Here is a 17,944-nt window from a genome sequence, read left to right on the forward strand (position 1 = left end):
AATGCGCAGTAGAAAGAAGGAAAACCGAGATCTGCCGGAGCGATTGCTTCGGCGGTCTAGGAAGAGGAAGAACGGAAAGATTTGGGTTGCGTACTACTACTGCGGTAGAGACGCCGAAGGCAAGAGGATCGAAATCCCGCTGGGGCAGGACCTGGCGGAAGCCAAGCTTGAGTGGGCGCGCCTGGAACAGAAGGCAATGCCGAAAGTTATGAGATTGATGCGTGAACTCTTCGACCGCTACGAAACGAACATCATCCCCACAAAGGCGCCAAGAACGCAAAAGGACAACAAGTACGAACTGGATAGGCTACGCAAGGCGTTTGATGAGGCTCCGATCGAATCGATCACACCTCCCGTCATCGCCCAGTACCGAGATGCGCGGACAGCAAAGACCCGGGCAAATCGGGAAATAGCCCTTTTATCCCACGTCTTCACAATCGCATGCGAATGGGGCTTTGCCGAGCGCAATCCGTGCCTCAACGTTCGGCGCAACAAGGAAAAGGTTCGCGATTTTTATGCCGCTGACGAAGTGTGGGATGCAGTCTATGCCGAAGCAGACCAAGGGCTGAGGGATGCGATGGACCTGGCCTATCTCGCCGGACAGCGCCCCGCCGACACTTTGAAGGTCAGCACTGTGGATCTTGACGACGACTTCCTCTGGGTGGACCAGAATAAGACGGACAAGCGCCTGCGGATTCGCAGGCATGTGGATGGCGTGACTACTGGTCTCGGCCTCTTTATTAATGCGCTGCTGGATCGAAGAGCGGCGAACGGCATAAAGAACTCAAGACTTATCACAAACGATTCTGGTCTGAGGATGAGCTGGGAGATGCTCAGGAACCGTTTCAGCGAGGCAAGGGACAAAGCCGCCAGAAAGCTCGATGTCGATGGAAATCAAGATCTCGCGGTAAAAGTAAGGAAGTTTCTGTTCAAAGACATCCGGCCAAAGGCAGCTTCAGAGATCGAGGATGTCGGCCAGGCTAGCCGCCTTCTAGGGCACTCGAAAGAGGAAATCACGAAGCGCGTTTACCGCCGAATCGGCGAGGTCGTAAGCCCTACGAAATAGGGAGGGTTGCGGAACACATGCTTAAAGTTGCGGAACACATTGCTTTTCGAGCTCGCAAAGAAAAACCCCGCAGACGTTAATCTGCGGGGTTTTCAGTAATGGAGGCCGAGGTCGGAATCGAACCGGCGTAGACGGATTTGCAATCCGGAGCATAACCACTTTGCTACTCGGCCTCAAATGCCCGAGATCCTTGAATAAGCGATCTCCAACATATACAACTCTTTAAGGAAACAACTCAATACAACCGCTATCCCCTTGAAAACGCTAGGCTTTTCAGCCGCCTCGTTTTCGATGGACGCAATTATGGACTCATTCGATTGAGCTGGCAACCCCTTGAATTCAAAAAGTTTATTTTTTTCTGCAAGGAGCGCCAAGCGCCTGTAAAACCCGGGTTCGAACGCAGGGTTCGGGTGACGCATGCCCGCAAAAGCGCCTTATCATACTGAACATGCTCCCTGCCCGCTGCGTAATCTACCGTCGATGATGCAAACCGAACTGGACCTGTTCAATCCTCAAGACCCACTGCACCCGCAATGGGTCGGCAAACAAGCGGTGCTACTGCCAGGCTTTGCCCTGCCCCAGGTTCAGGCGTTGCTGCCGGTACTGCGTGAGGTTGTCGCCCAAGCGCCGTTTCGCCATATGACCACACCCGGTGGGTTGAAGATGGCTGTGGGGCTGACCAATTGCGGGGCGCTGGGCTGGGTGAGTGATCGCCAAGGCTACCGCTACAGTCCGGTCGATCCCCTGAGTAATCAGCCCTGGCCAGTACTGCCCGAGGTGCTGCTGGAACTGGCCAACCGCGCAGCCGCCTTGGCCGGGTTCAACGACTTTCAAGCCGATGCCTGTCTGGTCAACTGTTATCGCCCAGGCAATCGCTTGAGCCTGCACCAGGACCGCGACGAACGTGACTTCACCCAGCCGATCGTGTCGGTGTCGCTGGGGCTGCCTGCGGTGTTTCTGTTCGGCGGCCACACCCGCAAAGAACCCACCCAGCGCATTGGCCTGCGCCATGCTGACGTGCTGGTCTGGGGTGGCGAGGACCGCCTGCGCTACCACGGGATACTGCCACTCAAACCGGGGGCACATCCGCTGCTGGGCAATCTGCGGATCAACCTGACCTTGCGCAAGGCTGGATGACGGCCCGCCGCGAAAGTCGGGTGCCCGCTAGCAACACATTGACTGTATATGCATACAGATAAAACTTGCCAGCCCGGTCGATCCTGCGCATGCTATGCCTCACTCCAGCCATAGAATGACACCCAGCCGGCATGCGTCTGTTTCTCTGCGAAAAGCCCTCCCAGGCCAAGGACATCGCCAAGGTCCTCGGCGCCAACCGCCGCGGCGATGGCTGCTGGGTGGGCACTGACGTCACCGTCACCTGGTGCATCGGCCACCTGCTCGAAACCGCCCCGCCCGACAGCTACGACGCCCGTTACAAACGCTGGGTACTGACTGACCTGCCGATCATCCCGAGCCAGTGGAAGATGCTGGTCAAACCGAAAACCGCCAGTCAGTTCAAGGCGGTCAAACGACTGCTGGGCGAAGCCCGGGAACTGGTGATCGCCACCGACGCCGACCGCGAGGGCGAGATGATCGCCCGTGAGCTGGTCGAGCACTGCCGCTATCGCGGACCGATCCGCCGCCTGTGGCTGTCGGCCCTGGACGATGCCTCGATCCGCAAGGCCCTGGCCGCGCTCAAACCCGGCAATGAAACGTTCAGCCTGTACCATTCGGCGCTGGGCCGCTCGCGTGCCGACTGGCTGATCGGCATGAACATGAGCCGCCTGTTCACCCTGCTCGGACGCCGGTCCGGCTATCAGGGTGTGCTGCCGGTAGGTCGGGTACAAACCCCTACCCTGCGCCTGGTCGTGGATCGCGACCGCAGCATCGCCGACTTCGTGCCGGTGGCGTTCTGGGCCATCGATGTTTTGCTCGACAGTGCCGGGACCCGATTCAGCGCACAATGGCGCGCCGCCGAAGACAGCTGCGACGATCAGGGCCGCTGCCTAAATCAAGCCCTGGCCCAGCAGGCCGCCGCGGCTATCAGCAATGCCGCCAGCGCACGGGTGGTCAAGGTGGCCACCGAGCGGGTACGTGAAGCTGCGCCCCTGCCCTTCGACCTTGGCACCCTGCAGGAACTGTGCTCGAAAAAACTCGGCCTCGGTGCCCAGGAAACCCTCGACATCGCCCAAGCGCTGTATGAAACCCACAAGCTGATCACTTACCCGCGCAGCGACTGCGGTTACCTGCCGTTGAGTCAGCACGCCGAGGCTGCGGCCATCCTTGCCGCGCTGTTGCGTGCCGATGCCAGCCTTGCACCACTGCAGGCGCATCTTCAGGCCCAACGCCGCTCACGGGCCTGGAACGATGCCAAGGTCAGTGCACACCACGGTATCATCCCCACCGCAGCGGCCAGTGATCCTTCGCGTTTGCCCCCCAAATACAAGGCGGTCTACACCCTGATTCGCGCCCGCTACCTGGCGCAGTTCCTGCCCAACCACGAATACGACCGCACCCAGGCCGACTTCGACTGCGCCGGCCAGGCCTTGCGCGCGGTGGGTAAACAAATTGTCGAACCAGGCTGGCGCCGCGCCCTGCCCGAAGCCCTGACCCCGGCCAAAGGTCGTGAGGCCCCGGTCGCACAAGTGCTGCCGGCCTTGCAGCAAGGTCAGGACTGCGCCGTGGTCGAGGTCAATCTCAAGGACCTGTGGACCCAACCGCCCAAACCCTTCACGGAAGGCGACCTGATCAAGGCCATGAAAAACGTCGCCAAACTGGTCGACGACCCACGCCTGAAACAGAAACTCAAGGACACCACCGGCATCGGCACTGAAGCCACCCGCGCCGGAATCATCCAGGGCCTGCTGGATCGCGGTTACCTGGTCAAGCAGGGCAAGGCGCTGAGTGCCACGCCGGCGGCCTTCAGCCTGATTGACGCCGTGCCCCGGGCCATTGCCGATCCGGGCACCACGGCAATCTGGGAGCAGGCGCTGGACATGGTCCAGAGTGGTGAGATGAGCCTGGAAGACTTTGTCGCCAAACAGTCGGCCTGGATGAGCAAGCAGGTGGAACGCTGTGCGGGGTTGAGCCTGACCATCAGCGGCCCGGCGGTGCCGCGTGCACCGTGGAAGAAGAAGCGCAAGAGTAATGCGGGTTCGGGTTCGGGTTCGGGTTCGGGTAAGCGAGTGCGAGCAGCATCGCGGAGCAAGCCCGCCCCCACCGCCCCGCGATAAAGCTATAGAGCCTGCTTCTTCGCCTGCAAGGTGTAGCTCAACGGCAACCGCCAACGGTCCTTGTCCAGCGACCACTCACCTTGCGAGTTCTTGCTCATCTGCCCCGGCAACGCCTCCCAGGGAATGCTGTCGTGCTCCACCAGCGCGGTGATCTGCATACCATGGCGCAACAAGGCACTGACGACTTCGCCCAACCCATGATTCCATTCATGGGTAACGGTATGGCTGAGCGCGGTGTCCGTCTCGACATAGGTCTGGTCACTGTCCCAGACCGTCGGGGCTTCGCGTTCAAAATAGGGATACTCGATCACCAGCCGATCCTGATGATCTTCGTTCACCGCCAACAGCATCGGATGCCCCTCGCGCAAGAACAAGCGACCTCCCGGCTTGAGCAACGCGGCTACCGTACGCGCCCAACGATCGATGTTCGGTAACCAGATCAAAGCGCCGATACCGGTGTAAACCAGATCGAAGCTACCGGGTGTCAGTACCTGGTCAGCGGCATAGACATCCGACTCAACGTAGTCGATTGACGTGTCACAGCGTTGCGCCAGGGCTCGGGCCTGGGCCAGCGACTGCGAGGAAAAGTCCAGCCCGCTCATCTGCGCCCCCAGCCGTGCCAGTGACAGGGTGTCGGTGCCGATATGGCACTGCAGATGCACGGCGCGCAAGCCGCGGATGTCGCCCAGACGAGGCAGATCGAAACGCACCACCTCGGACAGATGCTGCGGATCGGCAATAAACCGGTCCACCTCATAGTCGACAGACGCCGCATGCAGTGACGCCCGTTCATCCCAGCTGCGGCGGTTCAGTTCCAGCGAGTCGTTCATCATCAGCCTTCCTTTGGCAAACACCAGAGCGCTCGACTATAGCCCGCTCAAAGCGCCAGGCTCAAACTGACCATCAGATTGCGCGGTTCGCCCGGCAGGTTCCACACAGCGTTGTAGCCGCGCTCGTAGTACTTGCGATCGAACAGGTTGTTGAGGTTCAGGCCGACAGTGGCGTGCTCGCTGACCTGATAGTGAGCCAGCAGGTCGAGTGTGCTGTAGCCCGGCAGGCGAAAACGGCTACCGGCCTGACCGGAACGATCACCGACATAGTTGGCTGCCGCGCCGATATCCGAGCCCTGCAACAAGCCCTGCTGAAACTCATACACCGCCATCAGGCTACCGCTGTGCCGGGGTATGCCGAGCAGATCGCTACCCTCGGGCAGACTGGCATCACCCTTGGTCACCTCGGCATCGATGTAGGCATAGGCACCGATCAGGCGCACGGCATCGCTCAGCTGACCACTGAACTGCACGTCGACACCCTGGCTGCGGGCCTTGCCGGCAGCCAGGGTGTCGCCGAAGGCATCAGTGGTGATGACGTTTTCCTTGTCGATCCGGAACAACGCCAGCGTCGCGCCCACGCGGCTGTCGAACAGATCGAACTTGAACCCGGTTTCATAGCCCAGACCCTTCTCCGGTTTGTACACCTGACCCTGGGTGCCGATGCTGTTGGGCTTGAACGAGGTCGAGGCGTTGGCAAATACGCCGACTTCAGGCATGAGCTGATACAGCAGCCCGACGCGCGGCGTGGCCACATCCTTTTCCTGCGTGTTGCTGACCTGGCTGGTGCGGTTCTGGGCAGCCTGCTCGATATGCTCCAGGCGCACCCCGATCAGGCCACGCAGGCGCTCGGTGAAGCTGATCTGGTCTTGCAGGTTGAGTGCATAGCTCTGCGTGCGTTCAAAAAAGTCATTGGGCCTGAGCAGTGCTGGCTTTGGCTTGCCATACACAGGTTTGTAGATATCCAGGCCATACGCCAGTGAAGTGGCGCTCTGCGGGTATTTCTGGCTGTTGCGGTAGTGCTCGTACTCCAGGCCGATCAGGCTCTGATGCTGCCAACCGAAGAAGTCGAACTGGCCATGCAGTTCAGCCTGGGTAATGTTGTCGTTCCACTCGAAATTCCGCTCGCGGTAGAAACGGCTGAGGGTGGTGCCGACCAGACGCTGGGGCTCGGAGCTGTTGCCCTTGAGCCACCCCTGGGTGTAGTGATTGGCCAGGCGCAGCTTCCAGCTGTTGTTCAGATAGTGCTCCAGGGTCAGGTCCAGGGTCTGATTATCGTTGCGGATGCGCCCGTCATTCGGTTCGCCAAAGAACGTCGAGCGACTGACCGGGCCCAGTTCGTTGTTCACCGCCGGGACCCCACGATCGAACACCGACTCGGTGCGCGAGAACTCGCTGTCGATCGACAACAGCGTGTCCGGGCTCAACTGCCAGCTCAGTGATGGACTGACGATACGCCGTTCGCTGCCCACATAGTCGCGAAAACTGCCGTTGTCCTCCACCGCCATATTGACCCGGGCCAGCACATGGCCGTCTTCGCTCAGTGGCGTATTCACATCCAGGCTGCTGCGATAGCGGTCCCAGCTGCCAGCGCTGGCCTTGAACTGGGTGAAGGCCTCGGCCTGGGGACGCTTGGTGACGATGTTCACCAGGCCACCCGGATCACCCCGTCCGTACAGGCTGGCCGCCGGCCCCTTGAGCACCTCGATGCGTTCGATGTTCGAGGTGTCTGGAGCACTGTAGCTGCCGCGGTTGACGGCAAAGCCATTCTTGTACAGCTCGCCGGTGATGAAGCCGCGCACGCTGTAATTGAGGAAGGTCAGGCCCCCGAAGTTGTTCTGCCGACTCACCCCGCCAGCGAAATCCAGGGCGCGGTCGATACGGGTACTGTTGAGGTCTTCGAGCACCTGGCTCGGCACCACGGCGATGCTCTGGGGGGTGTCGCGGATATCGGTGTCGGTCTTGGTCGCGGTGCTAGAGCGATTGGCGCGATAGCCTTGCACCGGACCTGTGGCGGACTCTTCGAAACGGCGCTCGCTGACGGTCAGAGTATCGAGCAATACGGGCTCGGCAGCTGCAGCGGGTAGCGTCAGCAATGAGGCAGACAGGCCGAGGGATAACTTTCCTAGAGGGTAGTTCATGGGGGCTCCTTATTGTTATGTAATAACATAACAATAAATAGAACCATTTCAAAATAGTTAGCATCCTTATCGCGGGGCAAGCCCGCTCCCACAAGGGCGATTCAGCCTTGTGGGAGCGGGCCTGCCCCGCAATCACACTTCAGGCATGCACCCAGCGCCGATGCAAGCCACGCGCCAGTGCATCGAGCATGAACCCCAGCACCCCGATCAACAGCACCATGGCCATCAATTCCGAATACGCCAGACGATCACGGGTATCGAGGATGAAGTACCCCAACCCGGCACTGACCCCGAGCATTTCGCACGGCACCAGCACGATCCACAGGATGCCAATCGCCAGGCGCACACCGGTCAGCACATGGCCTATCACCCCGGGAATAATCACCTTGCGCAGGGTCTCCCAACGGGTGGCGCTGAGGCTGCGGCTCAGTTGCAGCCAGCGCGGGTCGAGCTGACGCACTCCGGCTGCGGTATTGAGCAGGATCGGCCACAACGCGGCAAAGGCCAGGAGGAAGTAGATCGGCTGGTCGCCCACGCCCATCAGCATCACCACTATCGGCATCCACGACAGCGGCGAGATCATGCGCAGGAACTGGAACGCCGGAGAAGTCGCCGACTCCAGATGGCGATAGCTGCCCACCAGCAAGCCCAGCGGCACACCCATCATCAATGCCAGCAGCAGACCGATCAGAATCCGTTTGAGGCTGACCCAGACATGCTCGTAGACCTCGCCCTGCCCCAGCAGCTCGATCAGGCTGGCGAAGGTGGCCTGAGGCGAGAAACGCGCCGACAGACCATCAACCTCGCCGAACAGGTGCACACCCAACCACCACAGCAGTAGCAGCCCGAGCAAGCCGGCAGCCCCCAGGGTGCCATGCAATACATGCTTACCCATCAGATCGCAAACTCCTCGCTGCGCTCGAAGCTGTCCGGCAAGCCGAAAGCCTTGAGCCCACCCACTGCTTCGATACTGTTACGCACAAACCGGTCATCCACCAGGTCACGGGCGGTCTGTTGCGGGTCGAGGCCAGCAAGGAAGCCCTTCTCACCTTCAATCAGGGTGTTCTGCAAGCGACGCACCAGTTCCTCGGTGTAGCTGGGGAACGGATACGGCTGAAAGTCGATACGCTTTTCATCCCACTGCGCATGCTGGATCGCGCCACTGGCAATGTAAGCCGCACGGTCATCGGCAGACGGTGCCAGCACCTGACTCAACACCTGCGGGGTATGCGGGGTGTAGCGGTTAGGGCCGGCCTTGGACAGCAAGGCGGCGGCTTCGGCACGGTGATCGCGGGTCCACAACTGGGCCTTGACGATGGCGTTGACCACCTTCTGCGACCACTCCGGGCGGTTGTTCAGGTCATGTTCGTGCATGAACACCACACAGCAGGCATGGTTGCGCCAGATGTCACCGGTAAAACGCTGCACGCGACCGACCTTGAGGTCTTCGGCCAGGGCATTGAACGGCTCGGCGACGATGTAACCGGCGATGCGTTTGCTGGCCAGGGCCGGCGGCATGTCCGACGGCGGCAGTACCACCAGGTTGACCTCGTTGGCGGCTAACTGCGCAGTGGTCGGCTTCGACACCGGCGTCAGGCCATGGTCGCGGAACAGTTGCTGCACCACCACGTTGTGAATCGAATACCAGAACGGAATTGCCACGCTCTGCCCGCCCAGCTGCTTGACCTCGGTGATTCCCGGGGCCACGGTCAGGCCCGAGCCGCCGACATGGTTCCAGGCCACTACCTTGGCCGGCACCTTGCTGCCATAGCGCGCCCAGACCGTCATCGGCGAGAGCAGATGAATGACGTTGACCTGGCCGGAGATGAACGCCTCGATCACCTGCGCCCAGCTGCGCAGCAGCACCGGCCGCTCGGCCTTGATGCCTTCAGCTTCGAACAGGCCATTGTTGTGGGCCACCAGCAACGGCGTGGCGTCGGTGATCGGCAGGTAGCCGATGCGCACCGGAGCGTCCGGATCGCTGGCCGCACGCGCCTGCAAGCTGTTCAGCAGCGGCATGGCACCACCGGCCGTCAGCAAGGCACTGAGTTTGATGAAGTCACGACGAGTGTGAGTGAAGTCGTCCAGGCACATGGGCAGTCTCCGAGGGCAGCGGCAAGGGTTCAGAAGTAGGTTCAGGAGTGCGGCTGGCCCGCCGAAGGGTTTTGAGGATGTCGATACGCAGCGCGCCCAGTTCTTCGACCCGCTGCTCGCGTGGTTGCGGCAAGTCGATGTGCCATTGGCCGAGGGTGCGCGCCGGGTGGTTGCCCAGTAGCAACACGCGATCGGACAACAGCAAGGCTTCGTCGATATCGTGGGTGATCAGGATCGCCGCGGTGTTGTGCCGGGCGATCAATTGCAGCAGCAATTGCTGCATGTCGGCGCGGGTCACTTCATCCAGCGCGCCGAAGGGTTCATCGAGCAACAGCACTTGCGGCTGACGCGCCAGGCAGCGGGCCAGCGCGGTACGCTGAGCCATGCCCCCGGAGAGCTGCGCCGGGTACTGCTCACGGGCGTGCTGCAAACCCACTGCCTCAATGGCGTGATCGATCCGCGCGCGACGTTCGCTGGCCGCAAGTTTGGGCTGACGGGCGAAATCGAGGCCGAAGGCGACGTTCTTCTCCAGGCTCAGCCAAGGCAACAGGCTGGGGTCCTGGAACGCTACCGCCAGGCGCGGATGCGGCCCCTGCAGCGGTTCACCGAGCAGGCTGACGCTGCCACTGCGCGCCTGCTGCAGACCGGCCAGCACCCGCAACAGGCTCGACTTGCCGACACCACTGGGGCCGAGGATGGTGATCACCTCCCCCGGTGCCAGTTGCAGGTCGAAGTCTTCCAGCACGCTTTGCCAGCCTTGTTCACGCGGGTAACCGAGACTGATCCCGCGGGCTTCAAGCAACACTTGCGTCATGCTGTCGACGCCTGGCGTTGCAGCTCGGCGCGTAACTGCACCAGGCTGGGGGTGACAATCGGCACGAATGCCGACTCGCGCCAGCGCCGCGCGAAACCTGCGCCATAGGCGCTCAGGTAGGCCTTGCCACCGCTGGCCTGCAACTCCAACTGCACGGCATCGGCAGCCGTCTCGGCCAAGGTGATGCGCAACTTGAACAAGGCGGCGGGCTGGGTCAGGAAGCGAGCATCAAGCAAGCCCTTTTTCAATTCGGCGACGGTGTTTTCCAGGCGCTCGCGCAACACACTCAAGGCCTCGCCGAGGAACGAACGCATACCTTGCAGATGGCTTTCCACTTCGTTCAACGAGCGCCGGGCCAGGCCGATGGCCATGCCACATTGCAACCCCAGGAACGAAGGGCGAACCGCAGGCAGAAACTGCTTGGCGTTCTCGTGCAGCAGCCAGTCACGACTGATGGCGACCTGCTCGAAATTCAACGCCGCCGTGTTGCTCGATTGCAGCCCCATCAGTTGCAGGTCGTCCGAGCGGGTGAGCCCGGCGGCATTATCCGGGATCGCCAGCACGAACGGTGAAGCGCCCTCTTCTTCAATCGCTGCCGCCACGACAAAACCACCCTTGCGCAGGTTGGTGACCCAGAACAGGCGACCGTCGAGGGTCCAGCCCTGCGCATCGGCAAGGCCTTTGACTTGCAGGGCCTCGATGCCGGACAGGTACTTCATGGCGTTGGACAGCCCGGTAGCACCCGCCAGTTCGCCGCTCAACAGCTTCGGCAACAAGCGCTCGCGCAAGGCGGTATTGGGACTGTGCAGCAGGTATTCGATAAAGGCGCGCTGGCCCCAGAATACGAAGGCAGCAGCCAGGGAATGGCTGGCAACGTTGGCCACGGTTTCCACCGCGTCGGCGACCGTGCCGCCACTGCCGCCCAGGGTTTCGTCGATACCGACGCGCAACACCTGCGCCGCGGCCAACTGCCCCAGCACTGCCTGCGGGTCGCAGTGGCCCAGATCGAGGGCTTCGGCCTCGGCATCCAGCCAGGTGACCAATGCAGGATCGAGCATAGCGTTTACTCCTTTAAAAAAGCGCCAGCCTGCGCTGGCGCCAAGGGTTCATTATGCCGAAGGCTGCCAGCGGTACTTGCTCAGCTCGTCATTGAGCGGCGTCTGGGCGAACACATTAGCAAAGTTGCACAGGGTGGCGAGGCTTACACCGAGAATCACTTCCAGGGCGTGACCTTCGCCATAGCCGGCCTCACGGAAGGCGCTGTAACCGGCATCGCTGACGTTGCCACGGGTCGCGATCACTTCACGGGTAAACGCGGCCAGGGCTTCGAGTTTTTCCTGCGGCAGTTCGCCGCGGGCACGCAGGGCGTCGACCACCTCGTGCGGCAGCTTGGCCTTGTTCAGCGCCACGGCGGTGTGGCCGGCCACGCAGAAGTCGCAGCCGTGATTGGTGGCGGCCACCAGCTGCACCACTTCGCGCTCGGCCAGGCTCAGCTCGGCCTTGCCGTTGAGGGCCGAAACGGTGACGTAGGTTTCCAGCGCGGCCGGGGCATTGGCCAGCACGCCGAGCAGGTTGGGAATGAAGCCCGAGTTCTTCTGGGCGTTTTCCAGGAAAGGACGAGCGGCTTCAGGGGCGCTTTGCAGCGTGTGTAGAGTAACGCGCGACATGGAGTGGACTCCTGCATACTAGGGTGTCACACAAGTCTGTTGGTTATAAGAAATACCTTCCATATTCTAGAGTCGTTATTACTTGCTTCTGAGTCTTTCCGTTAGATGATTTCCTCCAGCCCGCTTGTCGATTGGTTATTAGAAAGCCTTGAGCTAGACGCCCGCCTGTTCCATGTCGGGCGTTATTGCGGTGGCTGGCACGCCAGCACCCAGGGCCTGGCGCGGGCCAGTTTTCACCTGGTGGTGCAGGGGCATTGCTGGCTGCACATCGCTGGCCAGCCCCAGGCCGTTGCCCTTGAAGCAGGTGATGCGGTGTTCCTGCTGCGCGACCTTGAGTACCGGCTGTCTGGCACGGCTGACTGCGAACTGGCCCGCCAGCAACCGCGCATGGCCATGTTGCCGCTGGACAACGGCGCCAGTGACGGCGTCGGCCTGGTGTGCGGGTTCTTTCATTTCCAGCCGGGCCTGTCGTCGCTGATCATCGAAGGCCTGCCCGACTGGTTGATCCTGCGCGCCGGCGACCCGGCCCTGAGCGCTGCCACGGCGCTGTTCGAGCTGATCCTTGCCGAGTGCCAGCGCCAGCCTGCGCCGTCTTCGGCCTTGCTCGAACGCCTGAGCCATTTGCTGTTTCTCTACGTGCTGCGCCAGCAAGTCCAGGCAGACTTGCCCATGGGCGGCCTGGTGTCGCTGGCCCGCCACCCGCAGTTCGCCGCCCTGGTCGAGCAGTTGATCGAACACCCCGAACAGCCCTGGCCACTGGAAAGCATGGCCGCCTGCACCGGGCTGTCGCGCTCGGCCTTCTTCAAGCGTTTCAGCGAACTGGCCGGACAGTCCCCCGGACAAGTACTGCTGGCCCTGCGCATGCGCCATGCCTGCCGCTTGCTCAAAGCCCACAACACTGTCGAGCAGGTGTGCGCAGCCGTTGGTTACCAGTCCATCGCTGCCTTCACCCGCGCCTTCAGCAAGGCCATGGGCGTGCAGCCGGGTGCCTACCGACGCCAGCATGAAGGGCGCTGAGGCAAACAGCGTGCGGTAATCGAACACAAGCGAACTTAAGCCCTCAAGTCCGGCTCGGCACACTCCGATAGCAGACCACCCACCGCCGATTGCTCGGTACAGCGTGGTGCTGATAACAATTAAAAAGGAGTTCTGCCTGCATGTTCGCCGACCTGAAAATTCGCACCGGAATGTTCTGGATACTGTCGCTGTTCAGTCTGACCCTGTTGTTCTCCACCGTCAGCGCCTGGCGCGCTGCGGTGGGTAGCGATCAGCAGATCACCGAACTGGACCGCACCGCGCACCAGTCGGACCGGCTGAACAACGCCCTGCTGATGGCGATCCGCGCCAGCGTCAATGTCTCCTCCGGTTTTATCGACCAAAGCGGCGGCCAGCATGACAGCGCCAACAAACGCCTGGCGCTGTCTGCGCAGTTGATCGACAACAGCCGCAGCCTGCTCGACGAACTGCTCAGCCATGCCCAGGACCCCGCGCTCAAAGCCCTTGCCGTGGACCTGCAAAGCACCTTCGATGCCTACGCCCAGGCTGTGGCCGGACAACGCGAGGCAACCCGGCAGAACGACCTGCAGCACTACTTCACTGGCACCACCGAGGCTGGCAACACCATGGCCCGCATGCAGGCCCTGCGCCAACAACTGGTGGCAGCATTGAGCGAGCGCAGCCAGCAGATCATGCTTGAATCCGAGCGCCGCTTGAACGCTGCCAAACTGCTGAGCCTGGCGCTGGTGGTGGTCACCCTGCTGCTCGCCGTGTTGTGCTGGAGCTTTATCGCCCGTCGCGTGCTGCGCCCGCTACTCGAGGCCAGCCAGCACTTTCAGCGTTTCGCCCAGGATGACTTGAGCGTGACCGTACAAGTCACCCGCCGCGACGAGATCGGCGAGCTGTTCGCCAACCTTGCCCATATGCAACAAAGCCAGCGCGCCACCTTGAGCCAGTTCACCGGCTACGCCACACAAGTGGCCCAGGCCGCCCAGGTGCTGGAAAACATCACCGAACAAAGCACCAACAGCCTGCGCCAGCAGGATCAGGAGCTGGAACAGGCCGCCACCGCCGTGACCGAAATGACCACCGCCGTGGAAGAAGTCGCGCGCAATGCCGTCACCACCTCACAAGCGGCCAATGCCTCCAACCAACTGGCCGAGCAAAGCCGTCAACAGGTCAGCGACAACCTCGATGGCACCCGCGCCATGGCCAGCGAAGTGCAGACCAGCAGTGAGCGCCTGCAACAGCTGGCCGGGCAGATCCGCGACATCGGCCAGGTGCTGGATGTGATCCGCTCGGTGTCTGAGCAAACCAACCTGCTGGCGCTCAATGCCGCGATCGAAGCGGCGCGTGCCGGGGAAGCCGGGCGTGGCTTTGCCGTGGTTGCGGATGAAGTACGCACCCTCGCCTACCGCACCCAGCAATCGACCCAGGAGATCGAGCAAATGATCGCCGGAGTGCAGCAGGGCACCGAAGCGGCGGTGGCTTCGATGCAAGCCAGCACCCAACGTGCGCAGTCGACTCTGGGCATCACCCAGGCGTCAGGTCAGGTGCTTGAGGGGATCTACAGTGCTATCGGCCAGATCAACGAACGCAACCTGGTGATCGCCAGTGCAGCCGAAGAACAGGCGCAGGTGGCACGAGAGGTGGACCGTAATCTGCTGAACATTCGTGAACTGTCGTCGCGCTCGGCGACCGGAGCACAGCAGACGCGGGAGGCCAGCCAGGCGTTGTCGGGGCTGGCTGCAGAGCTGACGGCGTTGGTGGCGCGGTTCAGGGTTTGAGCGATTGTGAGGGTGACTACCTGGTAATTTTGTCAGTTACCTGAACAATTACGACTGCCCATAATCGTCATGGTCCGACGCTCCTTTGCCAAGGTTCGATGACAATGGTCCATGATGCACGCATAGATATCCACACGCCTCGATTGGCGGCGATCGATCCTCGCGGCCTCGGTGTACGTACGGTAGATTACTATCGCAGCGCGCCTTTGGCGTCACCCGAAACGCGGGTCAGTCGCGACCAATTCAATCCTGCAGGACATCTGCTTAGCCGCTGGGACCCACGACAGTGGGCCCAGAAAGCGCCTGCCAACTTTGAGTATGGGCTAAGTCTGAACGGGCATAGGCTCAGTCATCGAAGCGTGGATGCTGGTTGGGAGGTGATCCTGCAGGATGCCTCGGGGTCCCTGCATGAGTGCTGGGATGGCCGTGGTAGCCATTGGTTGAGTGTTCGCGATGCACTGCTGCGCCCAACCCTCCTCTACCAGCGAGCTAGCGGGCACAGTCCGCGCGCAGCCCAGCGAATCGAATATGCGCCGGTCAACGCCGAGCATGCGCTGCACAATCGTTGCGGTCGAATGATTCGCCACGATGACGGTGTCGGCAATCAACAGATCACTGACTACGGGTTGGCCGGCCAGTCGTTGCAGGAGCAACGACGCTGGCTGAGGACATCGGACCTGCCTGACTGGCCTGAGCATCAGGCTGATCGCGATGCCTTGCTTGAGCCCGGACAGGTAGCGACCACTGTATCGGTGATCAGTCCGCTGGGAGACGTCATCAGCCAGACTGATGCCTCGGGTAACCAGCGCCTGCTGAATTACACAATGAGTGGCTTGCTCAACGGGATCAGCCTGCGGTTGCGCAATGGGCCTCTGCAGTGCTTGCTGGAGACTACACACTACACGGCCTCTGGACTCATCGAAATGCAACGGATGGGTAACGGCCTGTGTTGTAGCAACTACTACGATCCGGCCAATGGACGCCTGCACCAACTACGTACCAGCCGCCACGGTCGTAGCCCTGTGCAGCATCTTGTATATGCCTATGACCCGCTGGGGAACATCACGCGTATCACCGACCTGGCGCAGCCGACCCGGTACTTTGCCAACCAGCGGGTCGACGCCGTCAATGACTACGCCTACGACTCCCTTGCCCAGTTAATCCGAGCCACGGGTCGCGAAAGCGCCGATGCCTGCATAGGTCCGGGTTTGCCAGGACTGATGCCAGACCCCGAGCGATTGCTCAATTATACCCAGTGCTATCAGTACGACCGTGCAGGCAATCTGCTGGAACTATGCCATCAAGGCGAGCGCAACTACTCCCGCCGGATGCAAACGGCTCAGTTCAGCAACCACGCCCTGCCCGAGCATCCGAACCAGCCGGCACCAGGCCTGGGAAGCGGATTCGATGACAATGGCAATCTGTTGCAACTGGCACCGGGACAACCCCTGCACTGGGATGCGGATAACCAGCTCGATGGCGTCAAGCTGGTCAGCCGCCAGACTGGCGAAGATGACCACGAGTACTATCGCTATGACAGCGCCGGCGAGCGGCTACGCAAAGTCAGCATGATGCATGCCCGCACCCATGACGTGCGTCGCGAAGTTTTCTATCTACCGGGTCTGGAGCAGCGCAGCAACAGCAGCAGCGGCGAACGCCTCGATGTCATCAGTGTGCAGGCCGGACTCTGTGTGGTGCGTTGCCTGCATTGGCACGCAGAAAAGCCGTCCGGCGTCGCCAATGATCAACTGCACTATGACCTGGCCGACCACCTGGGTTCCAACGTGGTGACGCTCGACGGTCAGGGCAATCTGCTTGGCCACGAGGGCTACTACCCCCATGGCGGCACTGCCTGGAGAGCAGCCAGGTCGGAATTGGAAGTCAGCTACAGAACCGTGCGTTATGCCGGCAAGGAGCGGGACGCCAGCGGCCTGTATTACTACGGTCAACGTTACTACGCGCCTTGGTTGCAGCGCTGGATCAGCGCCGATCCCGCGGGTGATGTGGATGGGTTGAACCTTTACCTCATGGTTGGCAACCGGCTGATAACCTACGAGGACCTGTGGGGGCTGCAGGGAAGCCCGGCAAGACGTAACCGATCGCCCAGTCCTGCAACCATTCCCACACCTACTGGCCCGCTAGTGCTACCTGTCGCACAGATACAAGCGTTCAACCGGGGTGTCCACCGTGTCGCTACAAGCGCCTGGAATAGCCTCAGACCTTCACACACCACAAGGCCAGGGCCCGACTCAAGTTCGCGTCGCAGAAACAGCGACCGCAGCACAGGCAGCCTTCCATCGCCCGCAGGGCCTCCCCAACCCGGCACGTTGAAGCGAAAAAGTCTTGGAACTGACACGCCTGGCACCGGGCCAAAGCGTCCTTCTTTGGGCCACTCCAGCTCGACCCAACGCGTGCCCGCGATGCCATCAGCCCCTTCCGCGCCCCCCGGGCCGGCCCCGTTGTACCACTACACCGGCAGCAAAAGCGGTAGCGCGATACTCGCTGATCGAGCAATCAACACTTCATTCAAAAACATCGATGGCAGTACAGGAACGCAACAACGGATTTACCTCACAGATCTGGAACCTGACAGTGGGCGCTTGACGGAAATCTCCGAACGGATATTCGGCAGAAACAGACACGGCACCCAACTGGCAAAAATGCAGTACGTGTTCAAACTCGATGTTGCGGGTATGGCGGTGCAGCAAAGCAGCGACAATCCACGGATCTTTTACATTGAAGGCAACCACGCCCTGATGTTCGGCCGCAATCGCTTGCTGGGCTACGCCCCGATCAAGCAAAACACACCCATCGAATGGCAGCAACCCCGGGCTCCAACGGCCATGAGGCGCTTGCCGAACATGGTGAGGGCAAGCGCCATGCGATAAGCCCCTACACATCCACCAGAATATTGAACCCGCCAAAGATCAACCGCTGCCCGTCAAAGGGCATCGGGTTCTTGTCCGGCTGCAAACGCGGGTCTTCCATCATCTTCTTCATCCCGGCATCACGCACCTCGCGTGAAGGCCAGAGAATCCAGGAAAACACTACGGTTTCGTCCGGTTTGCATTTCACCGCCATCGGAAACGAAGTCACCTTGCCGTCGGGCACATCATCGCCCCAGCACTCGATAACGCGCTGGGCACCACACTCCTTGAACACCACCGCCGCTTCCTCTGCATGCTGCTTGAACTTCTCGCGGTTGGCGGTAGGCACGGCAAGCACAAAACCATCGACATAAGACATGACCTTGACTCCTGCACAGGGATTGAAACGATCAGGTTGATCTGTGCAGTAGTCGTTTCACTACCGGGTG

At 61.2% G+C, this 17,944-nt stretch carries 14 protein-coding genes and 1 tRNA gene; 6 read left to right on the forward strand and 9 right to left on the reverse strand.

All coding sequences use genetic code 11. From position 1 onward, the window contains the following. The first annotated feature begins 1 nt into the window (after nucleotide 1). The gene (locus NPS47_RS01235; RefSeq protein WP_274293313.1) at nucleotides 2-1,066 is read left to right on the forward strand and encodes an integrase; all 1,065 of its coding nucleotides are present in this window, start codon (nucleotides 2-4) and stop codon (nucleotides 1,064-1,066) included. 99 nt (nucleotides 1,067-1,165) lie between these two features. On the opposite strand, the gene NPS47_RS01240 is transcribed toward NPS47_RS01235, so the two are convergent. Further along, nucleotides 1,166-1,239, reverse strand: a tRNA-Cys gene (locus NPS47_RS01240). A 307-nt stretch (nucleotides 1,240-1,546) separates the two neighbouring features. On the opposite strand from NPS47_RS01240, the gene alkB reads away from it, so the two are divergent. Together alkB and NPS47_RS01250 are read left to right on the forward strand one after the other, a co-directional pair. Continuing rightward, complete coding sequence (alkB, locus tag NPS47_RS01245) at nucleotides 1,547-2,203, forward strand: DNA oxidative demethylase AlkB (protein ID WP_274293314.1); 657 nt, start codon at nucleotides 1,547-1,549, stop codon at nucleotides 2,201-2,203. A 131-nt stretch (nucleotides 2,204-2,334) separates the two neighbouring features. Further along, nucleotides 2,335-4,299, forward strand: a complete 1,965-nt coding sequence (locus tag NPS47_RS01250) for a DNA topoisomerase III (RefSeq protein ID WP_274293315.1) — start codon at nucleotides 2,335-2,337, stop codon at nucleotides 4,297-4,299. A gap of 2 nt (nucleotides 4,300-4,301) precedes the next feature. Here NPS47_RS01250 and NPS47_RS01255 read toward each other — a convergent pair whose 3' ends face one another. The 7 genes from NPS47_RS01255 to NPS47_RS01285 form a co-directional block, all read right to left on the reverse strand. Further along, nucleotides 4,302-5,129 (reverse strand): class I SAM-dependent methyltransferase, encoded by an 828-nt coding sequence (locus tag NPS47_RS01255; RefSeq protein WP_274293316.1) that lies wholly within the window; start codon nucleotides 5,127-5,129, stop codon nucleotides 4,302-4,304. Nucleotides 5,130-5,176: 47 nt separating this feature from the next. Beyond that, nucleotides 5,177-7,270 (reverse strand): TonB-dependent siderophore receptor, encoded by a 2,094-nt coding sequence (locus NPS47_RS01260; protein ID WP_274293317.1) that lies wholly within the window; start codon nucleotides 7,268-7,270, stop codon nucleotides 5,177-5,179. Between the two features lie 139 nt (nucleotides 7,271-7,409). Then, nucleotides 7,410-8,165, reverse strand: a complete 756-nt coding sequence (locus NPS47_RS01265) for an ABC transporter permease (protein WP_274293318.1) — start codon at nucleotides 8,163-8,165, stop codon at nucleotides 7,410-7,412. Continuing rightward, nucleotides 8,165-9,364: an ABC transporter substrate-binding protein gene (locus NPS47_RS01270; RefSeq protein ID WP_274293319.1), complete on the reverse strand. Its 1,200-nt coding sequence runs from the start codon at nucleotides 9,362-9,364 to the stop codon at nucleotides 8,165-8,167. Before NPS47_RS01270 ends, NPS47_RS01265 begins: the two co-directional genes overlap by 1 nt. Then, nucleotides 9,330-10,178: an ABC transporter ATP-binding protein gene (locus NPS47_RS01275; RefSeq protein ID WP_274293320.1), complete on the reverse strand. Its 849-nt coding sequence runs from the start codon at nucleotides 10,176-10,178 to the stop codon at nucleotides 9,330-9,332. The genes NPS47_RS01270 and NPS47_RS01275 overlap by 35 nt, the downstream gene beginning before the upstream one ends. Next, on the reverse strand, nucleotides 10,175-11,236 hold the full coding sequence (locus NPS47_RS01280; protein ID WP_274293321.1) for an acyl-CoA dehydrogenase family protein: 1,062 nt from the start codon (nucleotides 11,234-11,236) through the stop codon (nucleotides 10,175-10,177). The genes NPS47_RS01275 and NPS47_RS01280 overlap by 4 nt, the downstream gene beginning before the upstream one ends. Before the next feature lie 51 nt (nucleotides 11,237-11,287). Then, nucleotides 11,288-11,845: a carboxymuconolactone decarboxylase family protein gene (locus tag NPS47_RS01285; RefSeq protein WP_274293322.1), complete on the reverse strand. Its 558-nt coding sequence runs from the start codon at nucleotides 11,843-11,845 to the stop codon at nucleotides 11,288-11,290. 105 nt (nucleotides 11,846-11,950) lie between these two features. Between NPS47_RS01285 and NPS47_RS01290 the strand changes: the two genes are divergently transcribed. The 3 genes from NPS47_RS01290 to NPS47_RS01300 all read left to right on the forward strand — a co-directional run bounded on the left by NPS47_RS01290 (nucleotide 11,951) and on the right by NPS47_RS01300 (nucleotide 17,516). Continuing rightward, on the forward strand, nucleotides 11,951-12,862 hold the full coding sequence (locus NPS47_RS01290) for an AraC family transcriptional regulator (protein WP_274293323.1): 912 nt from the start codon (nucleotides 11,951-11,953) through the stop codon (nucleotides 12,860-12,862). 140 nt (nucleotides 12,863-13,002) lie between these two features. After that, complete coding sequence (locus NPS47_RS01295; protein WP_274293324.1) at nucleotides 13,003-14,628, forward strand: methyl-accepting chemotaxis protein; 1,626 nt, start codon at nucleotides 13,003-13,005, stop codon at nucleotides 14,626-14,628. 440 nt (nucleotides 14,629-15,068) lie between these two features. Beyond that, nucleotides 15,069-17,516, forward strand: a complete 2,448-nt coding sequence (locus NPS47_RS01300; protein WP_274293325.1) for an RHS repeat domain-containing protein — start codon at nucleotides 15,069-15,071, stop codon at nucleotides 17,514-17,516. Nucleotides 17,517-17,520: 4 nt separating this feature from the next. Here NPS47_RS01300 and NPS47_RS01305 read toward each other — a convergent pair whose 3' ends face one another. After that, nucleotides 17,521-17,874 (reverse strand): DUF1428 domain-containing protein, encoded by a 354-nt coding sequence (locus NPS47_RS01305; RefSeq protein ID WP_274293326.1) that lies wholly within the window; start codon nucleotides 17,872-17,874, stop codon nucleotides 17,521-17,523. Between the last annotated feature and the right edge of the window lie 70 nt (nucleotides 17,875-17,944).

The organism is Pseudomonas putida, from assembly GCF_028682475.1.
Taxonomy (GTDB): domain Bacteria; phylum Pseudomonadota; class Gammaproteobacteria; order Pseudomonadales; family Pseudomonadaceae; genus Aquipseudomonas; species Aquipseudomonas putida_AG.

Bases quoted from the DNA above. Each gene is read 5' to 3' on its own strand.
- NPS47_RS01270 (WP_274293319.1), bottom strand. From the start codon at position 9,364: ATGTGCCTGGACGACTTCACTCACACTCGTCGTGACTTCATCAAACTC.
- NPS47_RS01290 (WP_274293323.1), top strand. From the start codon at position 11,951: ATGATTTCCTCCAGCCCGCTTGTCGATTGGTTATTAGAAAGCCTTGAG.
- NPS47_RS01255 (WP_274293316.1), bottom strand. From the start codon at position 5,129: ATGAACGACTCGCTGGAACTGAACCGCCGCAGCTGGGATGAACGGGCG.
- NPS47_RS01265 (WP_274293318.1), bottom strand. From the start codon at position 8,165: ATGGGTAAGCATGTATTGCATGGCACCCTGGGGGCTGCCGGCTTGCTC.
- NPS47_RS01305 (WP_274293326.1), bottom strand. From the start codon at position 17,874: ATGTCTTATGTCGATGGTTTTGTGCTTGCCGTGCCTACCGCCAACCGC.
- NPS47_RS01250 (WP_274293315.1), top strand. From the start codon at position 2,335: ATGCGTCTGTTTCTCTGCGAAAAGCCCTCCCAGGCCAAGGACATCGCC.
- NPS47_RS01235 (WP_274293313.1), top strand. From the start codon at position 2: ATGCGCAGTAGAAAGAAGGAAAACCGAGATCTGCCGGAGCGATTGCTT.
- NPS47_RS01285 (WP_274293322.1), bottom strand. From the start codon at position 11,845: ATGTCGCGCGTTACTCTACACACGCTGCAAAGCGCCCCTGAAGCCGCT.
- NPS47_RS01275 (WP_274293320.1), bottom strand. From the start codon at position 10,178: ATGACGCAAGTGTTGCTTGAAGCCCGCGGGATCAGTCTCGGTTACCCG.
- alkB (WP_274293314.1), top strand. From the start codon at position 1,547: ATGATGCAAACCGAACTGGACCTGTTCAATCCTCAAGACCCACTGCAC.
- NPS47_RS01295 (WP_274293324.1), top strand. From the start codon at position 13,003: ATGTTCGCCGACCTGAAAATTCGCACCGGAATGTTCTGGATACTGTCG.
- NPS47_RS01280 (WP_274293321.1), bottom strand. From the start codon at position 11,236: ATGCTCGATCCTGCATTGGTCACCTGGCTGGATGCCGAGGCCGAAGCC.
- NPS47_RS01260 (WP_274293317.1), bottom strand. From the start codon at position 7,270: ATGAACTACCCTCTAGGAAAGTTATCCCTCGGCCTGTCTGCCTCATTG.